Source organism: Agromyces sp. Root1464 (assembly GCF_001427265.1).
GTDB classification, from domain to species: Bacteria; Actinomycetota; Actinomycetes; order Actinomycetales; family Microbacteriaceae; genus Agromyces; species Agromyces fucosus.
Window position 1 is genome coordinate 1,708,380 of record NZ_LMFU01000002.1, and the last position, 22,361, is coordinate 1,730,740.

The 22,361-nt window shown below is 67.4% G+C and carries 12 protein-coding genes; 2 read left to right on the plus strand and 10 right to left on the minus strand.

The annotated features are described in order from the left end of the window. Position 1 precedes the first annotated feature (1 nt). From ASD23_RS13515 to ASD23_RS13525, 3 genes are read right to left on the minus strand one after another with little or no spacing between them, the layout of a single operon-like run. A complete protein-coding gene (locus ASD23_RS13515) occupies positions 2 to 1,441 on the minus strand; it encodes a hypothetical protein (protein WP_056011529.1) in 1,440 nt (479 codons plus the stop codon). A gap of 1 nt (position 1,442) precedes the next feature. Then, on the minus strand, positions 1,443 to 3,914 hold the full coding sequence (locus ASD23_RS13520; RefSeq protein WP_157377094.1) for a hypothetical protein: 2,472 nt from the start codon (positions 3,912 to 3,914) through the stop codon (positions 1,443 to 1,445). 17 nt (positions 3,915 to 3,931) lie between these two features. After that, complete coding sequence (locus ASD23_RS13525) at positions 3,932 to 5,335, minus strand: DNA cytosine methyltransferase (RefSeq protein ID WP_157377095.1); 1,404 nt, start codon at positions 5,333 to 5,335, stop codon at positions 3,932 to 3,934. A gap of 184 nt (positions 5,336 to 5,519) precedes the next feature. Here ASD23_RS13525 and ASD23_RS13530 point away from each other — a divergent pair, with 184 nt between their 5' ends. Continuing rightward, positions 5,520 to 7,217: a DUF726 domain-containing protein gene (locus ASD23_RS13530; RefSeq protein ID WP_082571440.1), complete on the plus strand. Its 1,698-nt coding sequence runs from the start codon at positions 5,520 to 5,522 to the stop codon at positions 7,215 to 7,217. Between the two features lie 96 nt (positions 7,218 to 7,313). Here the strand turns inward: ASD23_RS13530 and ASD23_RS13535 are convergent, their stop codons facing one another. Next, positions 7,314 to 8,621, minus strand: a complete 1,308-nt coding sequence (locus tag ASD23_RS13535) for a hypothetical protein (protein ID WP_056011537.1) — start codon at positions 8,619 to 8,621, stop codon at positions 7,314 to 7,316. A gap of 440 nt (positions 8,622 to 9,061) precedes the next feature. Here ASD23_RS13535 and ASD23_RS13540 point away from each other — a divergent pair, with 440 nt between their 5' ends. After that, positions 9,062 to 10,681, plus strand: coding sequence for a hypothetical protein (locus ASD23_RS13540; protein WP_157377096.1), 1,620 nt, complete (start codon positions 9,062 to 9,064; stop codon positions 10,679 to 10,681). Between the two features lie 49 nt (positions 10,682 to 10,730). On the opposite strand, the gene ASD23_RS13545 is transcribed toward ASD23_RS13540, so the two are convergent. The 6 genes from ASD23_RS13545 to ASD23_RS13570 all read right to left on the minus strand — a co-directional run bounded on the left by ASD23_RS13545 (position 10,731) and on the right by ASD23_RS13570 (position 22,239). Further along, a complete protein-coding gene (locus tag ASD23_RS13545; protein ID WP_056011543.1) occupies positions 10,731 to 12,080 on the minus strand; it encodes a hypothetical protein in 1,350 nt (449 codons plus the stop codon). A 46-nt stretch (positions 12,081 to 12,126) separates the two neighbouring features. After that, complete coding sequence (locus tag ASD23_RS13550; RefSeq protein WP_200941716.1) at positions 12,127 to 13,512, minus strand: MFS transporter; 1,386 nt, start codon at positions 13,510 to 13,512, stop codon at positions 12,127 to 12,129. A 137-nt stretch (positions 13,513 to 13,649) separates the two neighbouring features. Next, a complete protein-coding gene (locus tag ASD23_RS13555) occupies positions 13,650 to 14,108 on the minus strand; it encodes a pyridoxamine 5'-phosphate oxidase family protein (RefSeq protein ID WP_157377097.1) in 459 nt (152 codons plus the stop codon). A gap of 155 nt (positions 14,109 to 14,263) precedes the next feature. Continuing rightward, positions 14,264 to 14,899 (minus strand): hypothetical protein, encoded by a 636-nt coding sequence (locus ASD23_RS13560; RefSeq protein WP_200941717.1) that lies wholly within the window; start codon positions 14,897 to 14,899, stop codon positions 14,264 to 14,266. Positions 14,900 to 14,935: 36 nt separating this feature from the next. Continuing rightward, complete coding sequence (locus ASD23_RS13565) at positions 14,936 to 19,222, minus strand: family 43 glycosylhydrolase (protein ID WP_056011553.1); 4,287 nt, start codon at positions 19,220 to 19,222, stop codon at positions 14,936 to 14,938. 113 nt (positions 19,223 to 19,335) lie between these two features. Further along, on the minus strand, positions 19,336 to 22,239 hold the full coding sequence (locus ASD23_RS13570) for a glycosyl hydrolase family 95 catalytic domain-containing protein (protein ID WP_200941718.1): 2,904 nt from the start codon (positions 22,237 to 22,239) through the stop codon (positions 19,336 to 19,338). Positions 22,240 to 22,361: the final 122 nt, after the last annotated feature.

Consider the following 22,361-nt stretch of genomic DNA (forward strand, 5'->3'; position numbering starts at 1 on the left):
TCTAGTACGCAGCCTGAATGAGCACGGCTTGGTCAGCATCGGCGCTTCCGCGAGCAAGGCCGGCCCGCTCGAGCAGTTCGACGAGGTCAGAGAGTTCGGGGCGGACACCCATGGCGCTGAGCGTCCACAGCATCTCCGCCACAGTTGCCATACCACCAGGCGAGCCACAAGTGAGGCTTGCCACGACTGCGACCCATTCAGTTCCTGGGTCTGGCACGAGGAATCGACCCCGACTGCGAAGCAGGCCGAAGTAATCCGGCTGGCTGCCGTCCGTAGCACGCGTCATGAGCGCGTATCGCGATGCCTCCCAGAGATTCTTGCCGGAAGACGGTCTCTCGTCCGTGCGGAGGACCGCCTTGAGCACTCGGCGCGTCTCGCCGTCGCCCTGAAGGCCGGACATCGTCGTAGCAAACGACTCCTCGTCGAGCCCGAGTACAGCGATCCTCTCGCGGAGAGCCTGCCGGATTCGATCTGCGCGAAAGGACCGCTTCATCAGCAATGGAGCGACGTCCCGGTCCTTTACGCCGAGGCGAGAGGATCGCCACGGCACGACGTCGTCCATGTTCTCGATTACCCCCTGCGGAGTTATGGGCGAACGATCCAGGAGGATGCGACGTGCGACCGACTCGTACCAAGCAGACTCCCAGAGGTAGCCCAGACCGTACGCGAGCCTCAGCACGGTCGTGGCCCAGTCTGCCCATGTTCGTGCTGGCAACGCATCGACCCATTCATCGCTGGTGAGCGTCTGCCACGCGCGTCGGAACCAACCAAATGGCGTCATTGCCCCGGGGCGCGACATAACATCGGATGCGCCCAAGTCAGCGCGCACGGGCAGGGGAGCTGGGCTTCGATCCCCCAATGCCTTCCGAAGCAGCACACTCGACGTGGCCGCATCAATCGCGAAGAGCAGTGGGTCGATATCCATGCGCCGTTGGTTCGCAGCAATCCAGTCACCCGTTGCGGACCGGATCGCCTCCGGCCCATCGACGTCGTCTTCCCGCCCCATCGCGTACATCTGCTCGATGATCTCAGCGATTCCGGGGGGATTTCGAACTCCCATGAGGCCTCTCGTATTCTGGAGAAGCGCGAGCGCTGGCGTCAGCGGACTCACGGCTCGGGAGGACCCCTTCGATGCGGCGAGGCCATCAACGCTCTCCGCAACCGCCTGCCCCATGAGCTCGGACGATGCCTCTCCCTCGATCCCGTTCTGAAGGATGGCCCCACCGAACCTTCCCACGAGCTCACCGGTCGGTGCAGTCTGACGATATTCGAGAACCTTCGTCCCGGCATCGTCGGTTCTGTACCTCAAGCCCACGGGCTTCTCGCTGTTTGTGGCGATGTCCAACGGAAATGCTCGCCACGCGAGATCGCTGATGAACGCCTCGGGGAGCGCAACATATTGGGGGCGACGGAGCCCGAGCAGCACGAAGTGGAAGGTCATGTCAAGCTCCTGCCTGGATCTTGTACTCGGCCGAACCCGCGACCACAACGAAGTTCTCGCGGAACGGCCCACGCTCGCCGACGAGTTGAGTGGATCGGAATCTCTCTAGCCTTGGCGACGTGGCATCCGCTACCTCTGTCACACCGATCCAACCGCCTGTGCAGCTCTGCGCCTGCCTTACGAGCGCGAAGTCCAGCCTTATGCGAGGCGAGCTCGTGGCCCCTTCGACCACGCAGAAGTAGAGCTCCTCTCCCTCCCTACTTGATCTCAAGTCGAATGGTCCACTTGCGAGCGCCAGCTTGGCCCCCACGACGTCACCGATGATTGGCTCCGCCCGACTACCAAGGAGAGGAATGAGGGGGTTGCTTCCTTGACCGTCGCGGGGCGGCCTTACGAGAGTCTTGAGTTGGTTCTCGAGAAGCGTCGGAAGCTCGGAAGCCGTGGCAAGCTCAGAAGCCATCGTCCATGCGAGCGTCCACATGGAGATCTCCCGTCTGAAGGCCGAGATCCCGTGAGCAACCGCAAACAGCCGAGTTATGTAGCGCCCATACCAAGCGACCAATCCTTCCCGCACTGGATCCGAGAGGCGCGGAACGCTGACGGCCTCGACAAATGCATGGTCCAGCCGGCGGTCGAAGTCAGTTACGACTCCGATGAACGAATCATTGTCATCGAGGAGTCGAACGAGTGATTCTAAGGGCGATCCACTCGTTAACGGCCCCGAGAATGCATCAACAATCGGCGTCGCCCAACCGGCGTTGGGCTCTTCGACGGAGAACTCCCCTGGCACGGTGTCGATGACGGGATCCACGGCACTTGTACGGCGTGTAACCGGGTTGTTCCGGGGATCACTGGGTTTCTCGGGGAGGTCCATGCCAACCCCGAAGAGAGCCTGGGAGAAGCGGTACTGCGCCAGTCTTCGAATCTCGTCGAACCGCTTCACGGGATCGGCTGACGCCGGTTGGAGTTCATGGATAAGACCTCGGGCGCTAGCGTGACTGTACTCGCTTGATGCAGCTCCAACGATGCAGCGCGAAAGTGCTCCCCAGAGATCCCGGAACGTATAGGTAGATCCGGACACGATCTCGGAGGCACGAAGTAACGTCAAGACGCCGGACTGAGTCTGGCGTGACGCCATCGACTGAATATTGGCATCAAATGGGTCGAAATAGCCCTCGGGCACATCATCGCTCGACGCATCCATGAGGGCAGCGACAACGGCCTCGAAGAGCTGGCCCCCCGATGTTCCGTCGGCATGCAAGCCATCCCTTTTGATGGTCTTCGCGATGCGGTAGCTATCGGGCACAAGCGTCCGCAGGCCACCCAGACCTGATTCCACCAACACCCTTGGCGTTGCTTCAAGGAGGGAGCACGAGTCCACGTTGACCACCACGATGTCAGCGATGACCTCGTCTTGAAAGTGAACGGTGGCGGTACGGAGGTATGAGGTCTCCTGACCGGATATCACAACAGGGCCATCCACCTCGTCGATGTCTTCGAGCGCCTCTGCATAGGACTCGCCCGACTGCAACCAACGCACGACATCGGAGCCGACCGTCGCGTTCGATGACGAAAGCGCGGCTGCTTCCTCGACGAGAACGCCACGATTGATGCACGCCATCAGAAGCGAACCTGATTCGACAATGCCTGCGATCTCACGAGAAAGGGGAGCCCGACGGTAACGGTCGCTCGTGATCGTCGCATCGTTGATCAGGAGGAATTCGCGCTCCCCCCACGAGTAGCGATACGCCCGCTGGGCAAGTCCGTCGTCCTGGGCGTCTACCCGTGGGAGATCCATAACGGCTTCGGCCGCAGCATGGGACTTGCCCGCCCCCGGACCTCCAACCAAGAAGAGAAGTCGCGCCGTGCCAAGTGCTCGCGGGGTAGAGCGCAACCAATCTATGCCTTCGGCTACACCAGCCGGGCGGCGAGCGGCCGGAAACGCATCGTTGGCGTTGGCGGGCGTGGCCGCGACGTCTCGCCCTCCTGTCGATCGCTCCCACAGGCGTGCAAGCAGGGCCCATCGCCCCGCGCCATCAGTGTCAGCGTTGCCCGCAGCACCATCATCCAAATCGATCATGACTCCCCTTGAGATGTTGAAGACGCGGAGTTCACCAGCGGCGTTCACGAGCCCGACCTTCTCGCCGGGCGCACAGTGATCCTTGAGTCCGGGGAACCAGATACGCGGGTCACCATTCCCGCTCCTCGGGCGAACGACGCTCGCATGAGTCGGGGACGCCGTTTTGTCCTCGCGGATGAATACCGCTGGCAGATGTCGCTTGAACTCAGTTCCCTGCTTCTGGACCGAATAGTCATGTAGGCCCTGACGCGCCAAGAAGGCGCGAACTGGTTTGGTGGCATCAAGTGTTGACTTGCGCAATCCCGTGGAAGTGGGTTCGAGGATGGCGTAGTCAATCCCATGGGCCTCGAGTGAATCGACGATGCCCTGCTCAGTCCCGGTCAGTGGTGACATGCGCGTCGCCCATTCCCCTACTCGCTTGACTCTGGCTCGCTGCCCCCGCGTGAGTCGTCGACCAGCCTATCGATCAGCTTGCCAATGGCGAGCCCCAAGAATGGCGACACCGCATTACCCACCTGTGAGTATTGAGGCACTTCGAACCGGCGGCGATGCGCCCCAGTTGTCTCCCTACCCATGAACACAAAGTCATCAGGGAACCCTTGAAAGCGGGCGAGTTCACGAACCGTCAGGATTCGAGGTTCACTTGGGTGGACGTAGTCGTCTGGCAAGGTAACGACGGTCTTCGCGGGTTCATCCCAGCGGAGCGCCTTCTGGGAGTGCTTTCGGGTAGCAAATGACCGGATCACCGATTGCATCTCTTCCGCGTCCGCTGCCAGGACTGTGCCGTCGGGCGCAACGGCGGGATACACCGCTCTTCGCAACTGCTCTGCCGCTGCGCCGCTCGCGTCAGTGGTCCCGTAGTTGAGAGTACCGACAACCCGGTGCGAGATCCCCTCCCGCGAGAGCCACTGGTAAAGGCGGAACCGACCGATGACTTGCGTTGTGTGCTTCCGAGGAACATGGTTTGCGATCCCGTCGGATTTGGTCGATCCGTTGGCCGGGACAAGAAGCCCAGCGAGGGTGTCACGATAGGACGAGTTCCCTCCAACTTGTTCCTGCTGGAGGAGCAAGTCACCGACTGCATCGCCGACTGTGCGCTCATCTTGGCTCCGGAGGGTGGGCACCGGCGAGAGAGCAATCGGCTCTACTTCGTCGATGTAACCCGACACCCATGGGCGCTCAGACGCGCTGACTCCCAACGTCTCTGCTAGGTCCTTCCGAACTCCCAGAATCATCAGGCGAGGCCGGTGCTGCGGTGCACCGAAGTGCTTGGCATTAACCGCAAGTCCTTGGACGACGTACCCCGGCTCAGTGTCCTGCAGCGCCATCTGGACTTGTTGGAACGTTGACATAGGGGAGCCTGCGAACGATCGCGACATTCCGACGACGTTCTCGATCACCACGACCCTGGGCCTGGTTCTCTCCACGAACTCGAGGAATTCCCACGGGAGCTTGTTGCGCATATCGGCTGGGTTTCGGCGGCCGGCTAGGGAGAAGCCCTGGCACGGCGGACCTCCCACGACGACGTCAATCTCGAGATCTGAGAGGTCGAGCCCTCGAGCATCGAGGACATTCCGTAGCTCGCTCACCACGAGCCCGGAACGAACTTGCTTCGACAAGGACTGCTCGAGATAGCGACGCCAGTCGTCAGCATCGACATCCGCGTCGATAAAGTTCCGGTAGTAAGTCTGCGCCGCCATGTCTGACTTCTCGACGGCGAGGACCGATTTCCCGCCAGCGTTCTCAAGCCCGAGCGAGAGCCCGCCGCATCCAGCGAACAAGTCGACATACCGAAACAACTGCACTCCACTCATTTGGGCCGGTCTCTCGCGCAAATTACACGAGTCGGCAGCCCAGCTAATTATGACGCCCATAGGCGTCGGTCGAGGTGCGCGAGCGTTGGTCGGCTTGTCGTCCAGGTGGCAGCCAAATCGACCTCGTCTCTAACCGCGAGCGGCGTGCGCGGTCTCGTGTCTGCGGTTGTGGGACGATCTAGCCATGCCCGGCTCTCTCCATGCTCACGTCCTCGACGGAACACGACTGAAAGTAGATGTGGTCTCGGATCAGGGAGCGACGCTTTCGCTGGTTGGAGAGCTCACTGATTTGGAGCCGACCGTCGACGGCGGTGGCGTCCTCGAGGGCAATCCTGCGTTGCGTAGCAACATGTGGGCTTACGCGAAGACCTGGTACACCGCGCGGACGACGTCGAATGCTGGCGCGCTCAGTCTGGCCGACCCGACCGAGCAGAAAGCGGCGTTGAAGCTGGTGGAGGAGACGAAGCGGATCGCCCAGAAACAGGCCGAGGCCTACGCGAAGACTGCGCAGTGGATCGCCGACGTTGCTGACGACGTCTCGCTGCTCGACGTCGAGCATGGGTGGTGCTCGTCGTGTTTCTTCCAGACTGAGCATCGAAAATCCAACCGTCCGGCAGGTCAACTTCCTGTGTATGTCTGTCAGGGATGCGGGTCTCCGACTCTGCCGTGCGTCGCGGTCGGCTGCGACAACATGGCAGTGCGGGGACGCGGCGCAATCCGTGTCCCGCAGTTCTGCGCCGAGCATCGCCACGACATCCCGGGCTTCGAGAAAGCCCAGGGCACGATCGGCGAGCTTCACGACTACGAGGAGTTCCTCCAGTACGACAAGCCCGATCTCGATAAGGCATCCAAGCTCGCCGTGGGAGGCGCCCTCGCGGTGGGGCTTGCGATCCCACTTGCATTCCTTGCGGCACCAGCCATCGGTGGCGCGATCGGTTCGCTCGGCATGTTTGGCGGCTTCTCCGGCGCCGCAGCGACTTCTCACGGACTAGCGCTCCTCGGCGGGGGCAGCCTCGCCGCCGGCGGCCTCGGCATGGCCGGTGGCACTGCCGTCGTCACCGCGGTCGGCGCTGCTGTCGGTGGTGCGCTCGGTGCATCTGTCGCGAACGCATACCTTCGCGAAGACAAGTCATTCCGCATCGAACTGCTCCGACCCGGCAAGGGCGGGGTGCCCGTACTCGTGGCCAACGGCTTCCTCACCGACGGCAAGGGTGACAAGTGGGGCAGTTGGAAGACGATCGTCAACGAGCGGTATCCGGACTCCCCGGTCTACCGCGTCTGGTGGGGCGCAAAGGAACTCCGCGACTTCGGTGTACTCGGAGCCAATGCGCTGGGGAAGGCCGGAGGTGTCGCCACTGCTAAGGCAGCAGCAGCTGTTGGCACCAAAGCTGGAGCGAAGTTCCTCGGAAACGTCGTCGGCCCGGCGATGATCGCCGCCGACCTGGCTAAGAATCCATGGCACGTGGCCAAGAGCCGCGCGGACAAGACAGGCGTCATCGTCGGTGATCTGCTGGCTCGCACCGACGCGGAATCTTACGTGCTCATCGGTCACAGCCTCGGAGCACGGGTGATGGTCGTCGCCGCTGAGTCCCTCGGCACCAAGCCAGGCGGTCCTCGAATCCGGTCTGCCCACCTGCTCGGCGCTGCTATCGGTGCAAAGAGCAACTGGGACTCGCTGACATCCGCTGTCGACGAGGTCGTGTATGGCTATCACTCGACGAACGACAATGTCCTGAAGGTCGTCTACAGGACAGCGCAGGCAGGAGAGGCTGCTGCGGGGCTCCTTGGGTTCACGCCTGTGTCGAGCAAGCTGCAGAACGTAAACGTCTCCGACAGTGTGAAGACGCACTTCGACTATCAGGACAACGTCCAGCTCTTGTGAGTTTCGATGACCGCGCCCCACAGCTGCCACCACCGGAGAACCCTCCGCTCAGGCACGCTCAATCGCGCCGCTCACGAACTCCACGAGGCACTCGAATCAGTCATCCGGAGACGGTCGTTCGTCCGTGAGCGATCCGGCCCGGCCACGCGACCCGAGCGGTCGCGCATGACGCCGCGACGCTTCGATGTCGTACCGAGCTCGGCGCACCGACTCGCTCGCGAGCGACGCGACCCGCCCGGCCACCGCGATCACCTGCTCGCGGTGATCCTGGTCCGCCGTGATGGCCGCCGCCGCCGAGCCACCGAGGAAGTGGCCGAGATCGATGCGGGCGTGCTCGGACTCGGCCAATCTCGTGAGCGCCTCGGCGCTGATCCAGCCCGGGTGAGCGGCGATGGCATCGCGGGCGACATCGAGCTGTCGGTCTGCGTCCCTGATCGCATGGTGCACGTTGTCCACGAGCGGAATCAGATCCGTCGCGCGCTCGCGGGCCGCTGCGATGGCGGCAACCAACGTCGCGCGCGCCTCGCGCAGTCGGCTCAGGTGGGCGAACGGGTCGGTGTTCACCCCAGCCTGCGGGATGGCGGCGAGTGCTGCCTGCAGCTCGCCGACCACATCCGCGACGCGACGAGAGCGCGGCTCTTCGACTGCGGCCGCGAGGTCCCGACGGCACTCCTCGACGAGCGCCACCAACATCGACTCCGCTCGCAACGCCTCGACCTCGAAGGTCTCGACCGCATCGAGCAGGCTCGCTGCCCGCTGCACCGATGCAGTGGATGCCTCGAGCGCGACGCTCGCTTGATCTCGGTGACCGGCAGCATGTTGCACCTCGGCCACAGCCACGCTGTGCTCGGCGAACCCGATCAGTCGACCGGCCTCCGCCGGGTTGCCGTCCACTCGAGCGAGCGCCTCGCGGGCATACCTGGCGGCAAGCCGATCGACGGTGTCGCGGGCGTTCGGGATGCGGGCGCGTAGGCGCTCGAGATCGGCTCGCACGGCGGCGGCGATCTCGGGCGTGCGCCGTGCTCGCCTGGCCCGTTCGGCGAGGGCGGTGGTGTGCCGTTCGAGCTCATCCTCAGCCGACTCGCAGAGCTGCACGATGCGCAGGTTGCGGGCGCGCACCTCGTCGACGCTGCCGGGCGTCGCCTCGTGATTGAGCCGGTGCAGTCGGAACGCGTCGTTCAGGTGCGTGCGCACTTCGACGAGCGTCTCGCGCAGTTGCGTCGTCGCGTCGGGCCCCAGCTCCGCCTCGGCGAACCCCAGATCGTCGCCCGCGACGCGCACGCGTTCGTCGGCGGCGACCAGGGCGGATCCGGCCTGCTTCGCCAGGTCGGCGTCGCGAACCGCGAGTTCAGACGCACCTCGTGTGCGCCCGACCCGGAGACATCTGACCCGAAAACCGGCCATGGTGAATCCAACGATCGGCGTTCGCGACCCGCGTGTCAACGTTTCGTTGACAGCTACGCTGGCGCCAGCAGGAGTCCCAAGGTCGGTCGAAGATGCCGTCGAGGATGCTTCCGAAGGAGGCCGCCGAGGATACCGCCCATCCATGTCGCCGCCGCCGCGTCGACCGCCGACGCGGCATCCGTCTCAGTCGCGACACGTCGACTATCCCGCTGTAATCGGCGCGCCGAGACCTCCACTCGGGCAACTGGCATCCAGTATGCAGAGAAGGCGCCAGTGCTCGCGGCACACAGGACGAACACCGCTGGGGGGAACGTGAAGAAGCTTGTCCGCTGTGCTCACTCTCGCAAGTCGGCACTTCTCGTGACCTGCCTCGCAGTGCCGATCACCGCAGCATCGCCCGGCAGTCGGCCGATCGGCCAAGCAGCACAGAAGGCTGCACGATGAAGGGTTCCAACACGACCCGAGGTGAAGCGGGAGCGCTCAGCCGACGGTCCATGCTCGGTGGATTCGCGGGTATCGCGGGAGTCGGCGCCATCGGAGGAAGTCTCCTTCCGGCCGCACCCGCCTGGGCGGGTGGCGGCGCGCTCTACAACCCGTTCTCCGCATGGAACGTGTCGTTCACGTGGCTCGACCACCTCAGCTACTCGCTGGGCGGAACCGATTATCCGCTTGGGTATGGAACACCGTTGCGCGCACCTGCAGCGGGCACTCTTCGTACGAGCGGCGGATCCGGTGAGTGGGCGGCGGGCTGGGTCGGTACTGCAGGGCGTCGCGCAATCCTGACGCTTGATATGCCGGTTACTCGCCAGCTGGCGGGCCAAACCGGAGAGGGCACGGGAGATCTCGCTGCGGTCGTCTTCCAGCATCTCTCGGCGTTCTCGACTGATGGGCACTACAACGCCGGCCAGATCATCGGCACGTCAGGCGCATCAGCAAGCGGGGTCGACTACGGCGGCGACATCCACCTTCACATTCACGGCCTCACGGCGCGTGGCACTCGAGTCGACTTCACGAAGTTCGTCAATGGGGGGCAGCTTGCGCCCGTCGCGATGATGCTCGCGAACGGTGTCATCGCGCTCTACCAAGTCCGTGACGGGGTGCTTTACGGCACCAACCAAGCGGCACCGGGCGGGGTGTTCCCTGCCTGGTCGCAGATCGGTTACGGCGCCACCACGCTCGCAGGAACACCTGCGGTGATCCAAATACCGGGCGGGCAGCTCGTGGCCTACGCCCTGCAGGGCGGCACAGTGGTGGGCGCCGGCCAGTCGGCCGCCGGCGGCGCATTCGGCAGTTGGGCGCCGATGGGAGTCGGTGGTGCCGGCATCGTCGGCAGGCCGTCCGCCGTGGTCTCGGCAAGCGGGCGCATCTGCATCTTCGCCGCGGTGGACAACGGCAATGTCGGCATCACCGCCCAAGTAGCCCCGCTCTCCGGGTTCGGCACCTGGACGGCTGTGGGCACCGGCACCCCCAAGGCGGTGGGAAAGCCGGCAATCGTGAAGCATCCCAGCGGCCTGTTGCAGGTCTTCACGCGAACCGTCGACGGCGTGATCAAGACGACGACGCAGACTTCCGTCGACGGCCCCTTCGGAGCATGGTCGGTCGTTGGCATCAACGGCGCCGGAGTGGAGAGCGATCCCGCCGTCGTCGTCTCGTCCACCGGGATCGCAACGGTGATCTCCGCGACGGTCGACAACAACATCGCGTTCACAACCCAGACGGCGGTGGGGGCCGCATTCGGCGGGTGGGCTCCCGTGGGCGAGAAGCGCGGTGACCTCATCGGATCGCCCGCCGTTCTGATCACTCCAGACAACCTCGTGGTGGTCTACAGCCGCACGCTGGGATCAGTCACCGTCGGCACCAACCAGACGGCCCCGGGAGGTGGCTTCGCAACGTGGCAGGCCATCGGAATCGGTGGAGCCGGGGCCCTCTCGGACCCGGCTGCGGTGCGAACCCACTCGGGATATCTCTGCGTGTACACAGCCATCGCGAGCAATGCGGTCTCCGGCGCGGGGCAGACCACACCCGGCGGCTACTTCGGTACATGGGGCCGCATGGGATGACGGTCCGTCGATGGATCGACGTTCTCCGGGCGCCAATGGCGCCCTGTACTCAGTCGAAGATGCCGTCGAGGATGCTTCCGATGACGAGACCGCCGAGGATGCCGCCCATCATGTCGCCGCCGCCGCTGCGTCGACCGCCGCCGCCCCAGCCGTCGCCGCCCCACTGACCGGGATCCTGCGGGCGTGACGAATCGATGTCGCGCTGCGCGAGCTGCAGCGCCTCGGCCGCGAGGTGCGCGACGCGGCGGGCCATCAGCATCGCCTGCTCACGGTGGTCTTCGCCGATGACGGAGACCGTCGCCGCAGGCGTGCCGAGGAAGCGGTCGAGGTCGACGCGTACGCGCTCGGACTCGGCGAGGCGGGTGCGGGCATCGGCGCCGATCCAGCCGCGGTGGCCGGCGATGACGTCGCGGGCGACCGCGAGCTGCCGGTCGGCGTCGTCGATGGCGTGGTGCACGTGCTCGAGCGGCGGGATCGGGCGCGCAGCGCGCTCGCGGGCCGCGGCGATCGCGGCATCCAGTCCTGAGTTCGCATCACGGAGGCTACTGAGCTGCGCGAACGGGTCGGTGTTGACGCCAGCCGCCGGGAGGGCGGCGAGGGCACCCCGCAGCGCGGCGATCGCGGCTATGACCGCGGGTGTCTGGGGCTCCTTCTGGGCGACGGCGAGGTCGCCGCGGGAATCCTCGATGATGGCCGACAACGTCGACTCGGCGCGCAGCGCCTCGACCTCGAAGGTCTCGACCGCATCGAGCAGGGTGGCCGCGCGGCGCACCGACTCCGTCGACGCCTCGAGCGCGAGGTTGGCCTGCTCGCGCTGTCCGGCCTCGCGGCGGCGCTCGGCCACGCCGGCGCTGTGTTCGGCGAATCCGATCAGCTGCTCGGCCTGGGCGGGGTTGGCCTCGACCTGAGCGAGCGCCTCGGGCGCATAGCGAGCGGCGAGCCGGTCGATGGTCTCGCGGGCCTGGGGAATGCGGGTGCGGAGGCGCGCGGCATCCGCTCGCACTCCGGCGATGATCTCGGGAGCCCGGCGCGCCCGCGCGATCTTGTCGGCGAGGGTCGACATGTGCTCGTCGAGCACGTCTTCGGCCCAGTCGCAGAGCTGCACGATGCGGGCGTTGCGCTGCCGCAGCTCTTCGGCGGTGTCGGGAATCTCGTCGTGGTTCAGTTGGTTCAGCCGGAACGCCTCGCCGAGGTGCTCCTTCACCGCGGCGAGCGCGGTGCTCAGCTCGGCGGTCGCCTCGTGGCCGAGCTCGGCGTCGGCGAAGGCGAGCTCGTCGGCCGTGACGCGCACGCGCTCATCGGCGGCGACGAGGGCGGTTCCGGCCCGCTGCGCCAGCACGGCATCTTGAGCGCTGAGTTCTCGCTCTTCACGCTTACGCTTGCCCCAGAATCCGGCCATGCCATTGATCCTATGGGCGCGGCTGGGAGGCCGCTGAGGTGGGTGGTCAGGCGCCGACGGGGAGGAGGTCGTCGGTGGGGACATCCGCAACTTCGGCGGGTTTAGTTTCGACAAGCTCAACCGGCGCGGGCTCGGCACCCGCGTCGAGCGGATGCGCGATCTCGTCACGCGTCATCCGCGCCGCCACGATCGCGACCACGCCGATCACGAGCGGTGCGACCCCCGCGATGAGGAACACCATGGGCAGCCCGACCGTCTCCCCCGCCGGCCCGGCGATGGCCATCGACACGGGCATGAACGCGAGCGAGACGAAGAAGTCGAGGCTCGAGACCCGCCCGAGCATGGCCGGCGGCACCCGGCGCTGCAGCAGCGTGCCCCAGATCACGACACCGCCGTTGAACGCGGCGCCGACGGCGAACGCCGCGATCGCCATGAGCCAGATCTGGTCGGTCAGTCCGAAGACGGCGAGCGGGAGGCATCCGAATGCCCACAGCAGGTTCATCACCGTCAGGTAGCGACGCGGCAGCTTGAGGGAGGCGACGACCATCGAGCCGACCGCGCCGCCGATGCCGAACGCCGCGAGGATCAGCGCGTGCTCCTGCGGGCCGCCGCCGGCGGCATCCTTGATCACGAACGGCACGAGCACCTCGAACGGCCCCATGATCAAGAGGATCAGGAGCGACGCGAACCCGAGCGTGCCGAGCAGCCAGGGCGTGCGGGCCATGTAGACGAAGCCCTCGCGCACGTCGACGAGCAATGCGAGGGCCGGATGCCGCGTGCCGCCGCTGCCCGCTTCGGCCTCTGCCTGCTCGCCATGCTCGCTGGCCGCCCCACCCCGCAGCGGTAGATCGGGCACCTTCACGAGGCATCCGACCGCCGCAGCCCCCGTCAGCGCGGCGACCGCGAGTGCCGCACCGGGCGACGAGATTGCGATGAGCGCGCTCGCGAGCGCCGGGCCGGCGGCCTGCATGAGCACGGGCCGGGCCATGCCCTCGAATCCGTTGGCGGCGAGCAGCTGGTCTTCGGGCACGACGCTCGGCAGCAGCGCCGAGTAGGCTGGGTAGTACAGCCCGGCCATGACACCGCCGACGAGGGCCACCGCGGCGAGCTGCCGCACCGCGAGGGTGCCCGTGAGCGAGAGCAGCGCGACGATGCCGACGCTCGCGGTGCGCACGACCTCGACGACGAGCAGGATCTTCCGCTGCGGGATGCGGTCGGCGAGCGCACCGCCGAGCAGCGTCGTCAGCAGCATGCCGATCGCCGACGCGCCCGCGACGAGCGAGAGCTCGGCCGCACCGCCGCCGATCGCCACGATCTGCCAGACGAGCGCGACCAGCCAGATGCCGGAACCGACAAGAGATGAAACGAGGGCCGCCGCGAGCCAGCGATAGGCGGGGTTGCGCAGCGGCCGAAGAGCCCGGGGAGTCGACACGATCTTCTCCTACGACATGAGAGCGAATGCTTCAGAAGCGGATGCCTCTACTCATGCGTCGATTCGCAGCGGGCGAGATCGACATCGTGCCCCATCGAAATCGCGTGCCATCTCGGCGCGATCACCCGAACGCCCGATCACCTCATCGGAACGCTGACCCGCCCCTCCGTCTCGTCGAGCACGAACACGTCGGTCGCGCGTGCCACGTACAGGCGGTGCGGTGCGTCGCCGGTGACCGCCGCTTCATCCCACGGAGGGAGCCCGCGCTCCACCGACCGCCCGCTGTACACGGCGAGCGCGGCAGCCAGATCGGCGTCGTCGACCTGGCCGGCGACCGCATCGACGTACAGGGCCTCCGCCCTGCCGACCGGTGCCGTCGAGTCGAAGACGACGAGCGCCACCTCGGGGCGCACCTCGATATTGAGGGAATGGCGTCGCACGAATCGCGACACCCAGTAGAACTCCGAGAGGCCGCGCGCCGCGAACCAGACGGGGCTCGCCCACGGGCGCCCGTCGGCGTCGGCGGTCGCGAGCGTGAGGTAGGTGTTCTGCTCGATCAGGCGGCGGGCCGTCTCCGACGGCGTCTCAGCTGGCATGGGCGACACGGTAGCCGAGTACGGCGGCGACCACGAGGCATCCGCGCCTGGAACCGGCGGACGAGCCCGACCAGCGGATGTCTCGCTGACGCCGCAGTTCCCCCTCACCGTTGCTGTGCCGATGAGGGGGAACTGGCATATCGTCGCTGCGGCTCCTACTCGAACAGCGACAGCGTGAGGGTGGCCGTGTAGCCACCGGCGGCGACGGTCGCCGGCGTGCGCAGGAAGAGCGCCGCATTGGCCGTCCACTGGCCCTCGGGCAGGATCTCAGCAGACCCGTGGGCCATCGCCAGCAGCTCCTGGTCGACGAGGCCGAACGGCAGCTGCGCGTCGGGGTCCTCCGCGTCCATGACCGTGTCGACGACATCGCCCTCGGAGACGAGGCCGGCCTCGCCGCCGTCGATCAGGTTCGGCGCCCAGCCGAGGTGACCTGCCCCGATCGCCGGCTGCCCGGCATCGCCGGTGAAGTCGCTCGCCGTGCCGAGCACGTACCAGCCGGCGCCTGCGGGGATCTCCGCCGCCGAACGGGTGTCGGTGATGGTCACGGTGGGCAGCTGCCCCGTGAACTGACGCTCGACCTCGGTCGACCCGTTCTCGGTCAGCGTCGTCGACGTGCTCGCCACCGTCATCGCCAGCACGCCCGGCTCGCTGATGTCGGCGATCTGCACGTTGACGTCGACCTCGCCGTCGCCGTACTGCTCCTCGGCCGCCGCCATGCCGGCGACACCGACGAGCATGATCGCCCCGAGGCCGACGGCGCACGCGCCCGCGGTGAGTCGTCTGCTTCTCATATTCATCACTCCTGTTTCTCCGTCAGATCTCTCGCATCACGATCGGCACGACGCCGCGGCGTACGCGGCCTCCACCGTCTTCGTGACCGGCTGGCCGCCGACCGTCGCCTCGACCGTCGCCGTCACCACGCCGGCCGGCACGGATGCCTGCCTGGTCGTGAAGGCGTGCACGGCGTTGCCGCCCGGCGCGACCGCGTTGAACGTCTTGCTGGTCGTGCCCCATTTGAGCGTCGCCTTCACCGGCACCGCCGACTCGTTCTTCAGCAGTGCGCTCACCACGACCTTGCTCGAGACGCACTTCGTCGTCGCCGTGACCGTCGCAGCGATGGCCGGCGCGGGCGGCGCGTCGGAGCTGACGATGAGCCAGCTCAACTGCACGTCGGGGCCACGCGTCTGGCTGAGCGAGACGTCGATGCGACCGTCGGCGCCGACGACGACGCCGCCGTAGCTCGCCGTCTGGTTCGCCGCCGAGTAGTCGTGGTCGGCCTCCACGACGGCACCGTTGACGGTGACCTTCGCACCTCGGTCGGCCCACTGCGCCCACGGATCGAAGTAGCCGGCCGAGACGGTGTACGTGCCCGGCGCGAGGTCGTCGAAGCGGTACGAGAGGGCCGCACCGCCGGTCGCGTACCGGAGCGTGCTGAACATCGTGTCGCCCTCGGCCGCGACCGCGTTCTGGTCGCCCACGTAACCCCATGCCGAGTTCGTTCCGGCGTCGGCCGCGTACTTCTGGTCGGGTCGGCTGTTCTGCAGCGGATGCTGCGCGGTCGCCGCGTCGACGAGCGCCTCCCAGTCGTCGGTGCGCTGACCACCGGCGTTCACGGCGTACACGACGTTGTCGGGCACGACCGCGATCTCACGGGTGAAGGTGTGGCCACCGAAGCCCGGCAGGGTGCCGGTCGCCGTGACGACGCCGGCCTGGTCGAACGATCCGTCGAAGCTCCAGGTCACGGCCTGCGTGGTCGACGCACCGGCCCGGGTGACGGTGACGGTCGGCACCGCGAACGGCTCCCCGACCTTGACGCTGGCGGGCACGCCCGAGACATCCCATGCCGCCCACTGGTCGAGCTGGTCGAGCGTCCACTCGTCGTAGACCTCGACCGCGAGCGTGTCACCGCCCTCGCCCATGTTGAGCGGCAGCCAGACGAGCGGGGCGTTGCGCAGGGCATCGTCGGAGCCGCCGTTCCAGCGGTCGCCCATGTAGATGTACTTGCCCTGCTCGCGGTCGACCGGGATCACCGACGAGGGCTGGGTGTTCCACGAGTTCGACTGCGCCCACCACGGGAACGGGTCGCCCTGCTCGGTCCAGTCACCCATGATGTCGGTGGCACTCGCGTACCGCGACGGGTTCGGCGACCACCCGGTGGTGCCCGACGTGATCAGGAAGTAGCGCTCGTCGTGCTTGAAGATCGCCGGGCTCTCGCGCGAGGCGCCGACGAAGATGCGGTTGTAGTCCACACCCTCGACCGCCTCGGCGGCCGGCGTCGCGAGGGCGGTGTACTCGTCGTCGAGCTTCGAGATGAACATCGTCGCGTTGCCCTCACTCGAGTAGATGATGTACCCGGTGCCGTCGTCGTCGACGAAGAGGTTCATGTCGCGCGCCATGCCCGGAGTGTCCCAGCCCGCGGGCGAGGAGTTCAGGTAATAGCTGTCGATGTAGCGGAACGGGCCGAAGGGCGAGTCCGCGATCGCGACGCCGGCCTTCGCCTTGGCGTACTGCGCGCTCGAGGTCGCGGAGGGTCCGTCCATGTGCGCCCACATGACCCACTTGCCGGTCGCCTCGTTGTGGATGACCTTCGGCCGCTCGATGATCGGCGGCGTCACGCCTGACACCGGCGTGGTGCCGAGGTCGCGGTACACCGCGTCCTTCTGCGCCTGGGTGTAGTCGCCGTAGAGCGCGTCGAAGTACGGGTCGCCGAACTGCGACTTCGACGCCAGCGCGCGCAGGGCGACGCCGCGGTCGGTCCAGTTGTAGAGGTCGTACGAGCTGTAGACGTGCACGCCGGGCGACGAGTGGTAGCCGTTCGTGCGGTCCTCGCCGTAGAGGTAGTAGATCGTCGTGCCCGCGTCATCCTTCGAGGGCACGACCTGGCCGCCGTGCGCCTGGATCACCTTGCCGTTGTCGTCGAGCCACGCCTGACCCGGGCGGAAGCTCGTGTAGGTGGGGCCGACCGGGCTGTCGGGCGCGACGACCGCGAACGTCTGGTTCGTGCCGCCGTTCGAGGTCCAGAGACCGACCGACGCACCGACCGAGGTCGACTGGCCGGCCACGTCGAGCACGCGCTCGCGAGCGGCGTTCAGGAGCGAGAAGGTGCGTCCGTCGGTGCTCGACGCGATCCACTGCGCCGAGGCATCCGCTGCCGCCTCTGCGTCGGTCAGGGTGCGCAGCACGGTGCTGCCGTTGCCGTCGGAGGCGAGGGTGCGCCCGTCGGCGAGTCGAAGCGCAAAGCGGTCGCGCGAGGTGCCGTCGCCTTCGCTCAGCCGGGTCGCGGTCCACAGCTGGGTCGCGTCGGCGTCGGCGGATGCCGCATCACCGAGCACGATCGCCGGCGAACCAGTGGTCGCCGCGACCGGCTTGCTGCTCTGCGTGCCGACGAGGCGGAACGTGTCGCCGTCGCGCACGGCGGGCGCGTCAGCCGCGACACCGGATGCCCCGGAGACGACGAACGTCGTGACGGACTTCGCCGGCACGGTGAGCACGGCCGACTTCGTCGCGGCGTCGATGGTGACCGGGGTGCCCTCGACGAGCGCGTTCGCCGACGGGGTGCCGGCGGGCGACTCGGTCGTGACGATGGGCGTCACGGTTGCGCCGGCGCCGATCGTCGCGAAGCGCGAGAGGTCGACGCGCACGGTCTTCGACTCGCCCGACGTGTTGGTGTGCACGAGCACGGCGCCCGAACCGTCGGCCTTCACAGCCGAGGTGGTCTGGTCGTTGTTCGTCGGAACGACCCGGTCGCCCGGCTCGATGTAGTGCGTGAAGTTGCGCAGGGTGTCGAACTTCGTGTTCGTCACCACCTTGCACGAAGGGTCGGCGTCGCCGGCGGCGAGACGGCGCACCGAGTCGCCGTTCTCGTCGCAGTCGAAGTCGATGAAGACCGAACCCCAGTTGAGCTTCTCGCCGCGTTCCATGTTGAAGAGGTCTTCGACGGGCTGCCAGAGCACCCACGCCGACGGGTCGAGCTCGCGGAGGTCGGCCGTGACGTGCTGGGCGATGCCGAGCCCGTTCTCGATCGAGGCGGGGTTCCAGCCGTTGCCGCCCCAGTTGCCCTCGACCTCGCTCATCCACAGCGGCTTGTCGGCGGCCTTGGCGATGTCGCGCACGCGCAGCCGGTCGCCCGTGCCGTAGGTGTGCACGTTCAGTTGGCCGACGACCTGCTTGGCCGCGGGGCTCCAGCCGTTCCAGTCCTCGATGAAGCGACCGGGGTTGGTCTCATCGGGGCCCGAGACGGCGGCCTCGGTGGTGGTGCCCTCCTCGGCGAGCTCGGCCGCGAGCGCGGTGAGCACCTCGGCCTGCCGGGCCGGTCCGACGTGGGCGCCCTCCTGGCGACCGCCGGTGGGCTGGCCGTTGCCGCCCATCGTCGTGCCCCAGTAGTTCGTGTTCGGCTCGTTCAGCGGGTCGATCGTGTCGAACGAGATGCCGTAGGCGTCTTCGACCTGCTGCGCGGCCGTCTTCAGGTAGGTCGCGAACTTGCCGATCGCCGCGGGCTTGATCTGCTCGGCGTTCGCGTCGAACCCGCCGGTGACGTAGCCGCTCTCGGTCATGAAGTAGGGCGGCGAGTTGCTGAACGCCTCCCACTTGGTCACGCGGTCCTTGATCTCGTCGACCCACGCGAGCTGCGCGGCATCCGTCTCGACGTCGTAGTCGGACGCCGCGTCGCCGCTCCAGGCCGCCAGGAACCGCGCGCGATCGGCGTAGCTCGAGGTGATGGCGCCCTGCGCGTCGCTGAGCGGGGCCTCGGCGTTCCACCAGCCGGGAACCGCACCACCGGGGCGCAGGTAGTCGGCGACGTCGCTCGCGTTGCCGCCGCCGATGTTGTAGCGGGCGATGTTGAGGTTCAGGCCCTCGTCGCCGAACACCGTGTCGATGAGGTCGGTGCGGAGCTCGGCCGGGTAGTCGCCGGTCGCGTTGGCCATCCACACGAGGCTGGTTCCCCAGCCGTCGAACGCGGGGCCGGTGACGGCGGGATTGGGCGTGAGCACCGCGTCGGCTTCAGCGGCCGAGGCCGCCGGCGCCGCGATGGGCATGAATTGCAATGAGCCGGCCACCACGGCCGCAGCCGCGAGACTCGCGGCGGCGCGGGGGCGCTTCTGTGAGGAGGACACCGTTGTCTGTTCCAATCAGGAAGGATTGTTTACGTCAACATCTGGGATGTTGACGTAACCATATCGGTCGGATGGGTGGTTGTCGAGTGTGTTGCAGGAAGGGGCTCGTGATGTCACACGGCGACGATGCGCCAGAGCTGGGACTGCTCGGCCTCGTCGACGGCGCGCTGCATCAGACGGGCACCGTCAGCGGTGGACCCGTCGGCCACGGCGAGGCAGTGCCCGCTCACGACGTTGACGAAGCGGTACTCGTCACCGCTCACGAACTCTGCGCGCCACCACTGGTTGGGGCTGAACCCGTCGCTCCACTGGTCGAGCAGTTCACCGTCCACCGTCGACGACGCGGGCACGTCGAGCACCTTCCAGCTCCGCACGGAGCGGACGCGGAACGAACCGTCGTACCCCGAGACGAGCTGCCACTTCTGATTGCTCGCGCCGGTCCACGGCCACTGGATGACGGCAGCACCGTCGGAGCTCGAACCGCCGTCGACGTCCATCACCTTGCCGCTCTTCACGTTCTCCAGGCGACAGGTCAGCGGAAGGAGTTCGAGCGTCACGGTGGCCCGGGCGCCGGCCGCGAGCGAGAGCACGCGCGCGTGCGCACCGAGCGGCGAATCGGTGACGGCGGCCCCCTCGACGTCGAAGGCGACGATGCCGCGCCGGCAGATCACGGTGAGCTCCTGCGCGATGTCGGAGACGAAGGTCGCGACCGCGCTCCGGCCGGGCACGTCCCACGTGAGCTCCTCGACGAGCACGCGGTTGCGACCGCGCACTCGCGTGATCGTGCCCTTCGCCAGCTCGGTCGGCAGGCCGGGGAGCAGCTCGAGCACGCCGGGCCGGGAGTACACGAGCGCCTCGGCCAGCACGCCGGGGATCGCGTTCGCCGCGTCGGCGTTGTAGAGGTGCCGCCCCGGGTTGTGCGACGTCATGAGCGAACGCCACACCATGTCGTTGCCGAGGATCTTGCGGAGATTCCAGCCCACCCCCTCGCCGTCCTTCAGCCTCGCCGAGGCGAGCGCGCGGTGCAGGCTGCCGTGCGCCGAGGAGTTCTCGTCGCCGCGCTTCAGCAGCGCGTGCCGCGAGGCGTGCATGAGGTCGGGCCGGTCCTCGGGGTTGACCTCGTGCAGCGGCCAGGCGCCGTACAGGTGCTGCACGTGACGGTGGTTGTAGCGATCGTTCAGGCCCGGCCACGACCACTCGGCGAGCGCGTGGTCGCCGTTGACGCGGTACTCGGGCAGCTCGCCGAGGAGGGCGGTCCAGCGCTCGACTCCCCCGCCCGCGCCCTGCTCGACGCCGAGGGCGTTCGCCGCGTCGATGGCGGCCTGCAGGGCGTGCTTGCCGGCCATGATGTCGCCGGTGGCGTTGATCGAGAGCATCTGCCCGGTGTTCGACGGCGAGTTCTCCATCGAGAACGACGGCACGAAGACGCGCTTGCCGCCGCCGTCGGTGCGGCTCAGGAAGTCCTCGTAGAACAGCGCGAGCTCCATCAGCACCGGGGCGAGCTTCTGCCGGTAGAACTCCTCGTCACCGGTGACCTGCACGTATTCGAGCAGGGGGTAGAGCATCCAGTCGGCCCCGCCGGTCCAACACTGGCCCGGGAAGCCGCCGCCGTCGAAGTGGAGCATGTAGCCGTACTCGCCGTCCGTGCGGCTCGGCGCGAGGAACCCGCGCGCCCCGTAGAGATTGCGCGCGTTCACCCGCCAGTCGTCGAGCTGGCCGAGCACGAGGTCGAAGAAGCCGTCCATCGCATCCCCGTGGTCGAGGATGTTGCCACCCGCGATCTGCAGGTTGACGTTGGCGTCGGTCGTGAAGTCGTCGGCCCAGGCGGCATCCCAACTCCCGGCCCAGAGGCCCGTGAGCCGCGGCGGCAGCACGCCGCTCGAGCTCGCGAAGAAGTACCGGCCCGAGTCGTACATGCGCTCGAGCAGGGCGAGGTCGAGCGAGCCGCGGTTCTGGTTCTGCCGCGAGACGAGGTCCGCGGTCGAGCGTGCGCGATCCGCCTCCGACACGTCGAGGCGCAGGGTCGATGCGCCGAACCGCGCTTCGTGCTGCACCACGTGCTTCGCGAGCAATGCGTCGTAGTCGGTGAGCATGACGCCGAGCGCCGCGTGCAGCGGCTTGGCGTCCCACTCGCCCGCGCCCTCGTAGCGGGCGAGCTTCGTCAGGATCGTCACCTTCGTCGCCTTCGCGATCACGAGCGACTCGCCCTCGGCGCGGATCGACGAGCCCGAGCCGACGATGGCGGCGCGCGTGAGGCCTTCGAAGCCGAACGCCCCCTTGCCCGCCGGGTACGTCGCGCGCAGGTCGAGGTAGCCGTTGCGACCGCTGACCGTGGCCTGGCGCGTGTAGCCGATGGTGCTCGGCGCGGCCTCGAGATCGGTGCCGATGCTGAGCGCGAGGTCGATGCGTGCGCCGCTCGGCGCCGACAGCTCCTGCACCAGCACACCGCTCGCCCTCGAGACGAAGGAGCGCCGCCGCCACGCACCTTGGGACGTGCTCCAGGTGTGGACCACCTCGCCCGTCGCGTAGTCGTTCGCCCGTGCGTAGTCGCCGGCCCCGGCCATGCGCGGATCGGCGATCCGGAGCTCGAAGGCGGGGTGGAACGCCTGCGTCCACTGCAACTGCCAGTCACCGGCGAACCGCGACGCGGCACCCCAGTAGTCGCCGGCCAGCGCGAGGTCCTGCACCTCGTCGAGGCGGCCGGCGGCCATCGGCGGCTCGATCTCGCGCGTGCCGTTCGGCAGCACGAAGCGGTGGTGGTTCAGCACGACCTTCTCGAACTCGGGGGCGCCGTAGAAGACCGCACCCATCTCGCCGTTGCCCGAGACGAAGCCGTCGGTCCAGGACGCCGCCGGGCTCGTGTCGAAGATGCCGGTGCCCGACACGAGGCCGGGCACCGCCGAGCGCAGCGGCAGCGCAGCCGCCGCGCCGGTCGGGAGCAGGGCGGCGCCGGCCCCGATCGCGGCCGTGGCGAAGAAGCCGCGGCGGTCCATCTCGATGCGGTCGAACAGATTCACTGGAGGGTCCCATCGCTCATGGGGACTCTCGGAGCCGACTCGACCGTGAGTCCCCATCGACTGGTCGAGCGTGTTCGATACGTTGACATGTTCACGTCAACATTTGATGTTCACGTCACCAT

Excerpts from the sequence above, each read along its gene's own strand:
- ASD23_RS13515 (WP_056011529.1), bottom strand. The coding sequence starts at position 1,441 with ATGACCTTCCACTTCGTGCTGCTCGGGCTCCGTCGCCCCCAATATGTT.
- ASD23_RS13520 (WP_157377094.1), bottom strand. The coding sequence starts at position 3,914 with ATGTCACCACTGACCGGGACTGAGCAGGGCATCGTCGATTCACTCGAG.
- ASD23_RS13525 (WP_157377095.1), bottom strand. The coding sequence starts at position 5,335 with ATGAGTGGAGTGCAGTTGTTTCGGTATGTCGACTTGTTCGCTGGATGC.
- ASD23_RS13555 (WP_157377097.1), bottom strand. The coding sequence starts at position 14,108 with ATGCCAGCTGAGACGCCGTCGGAGACGGCCCGCCGCCTGATCGAGCAG.
- ASD23_RS13530 (WP_082571440.1), top strand. The coding sequence starts at position 5,520 with ATGCCCGGCTCTCTCCATGCTCACGTCCTCGACGGAACACGACTGAAA.
- ASD23_RS13545 (WP_056011543.1), bottom strand. The coding sequence starts at position 12,080 with ATGGCCGGATTCTGGGGCAAGCGTAAGCGTGAAGAGCGAGAACTCAGC.
- ASD23_RS13535 (WP_056011537.1), bottom strand. The coding sequence starts at position 8,621 with ATGGCCGGTTTTCGGGTCAGATGTCTCCGGGTCGGGCGCACACGAGGT.
- ASD23_RS13540 (WP_157377096.1), top strand. The coding sequence starts at position 9,062 with ATGAAGGGTTCCAACACGACCCGAGGTGAAGCGGGAGCGCTCAGCCGA.
- ASD23_RS13560 (WP_200941717.1), bottom strand. The coding sequence starts at position 14,899 with ATGAGAAGCAGACGACTCACCGCGGGCGCGTGCGCCGTCGGCCTCGGG.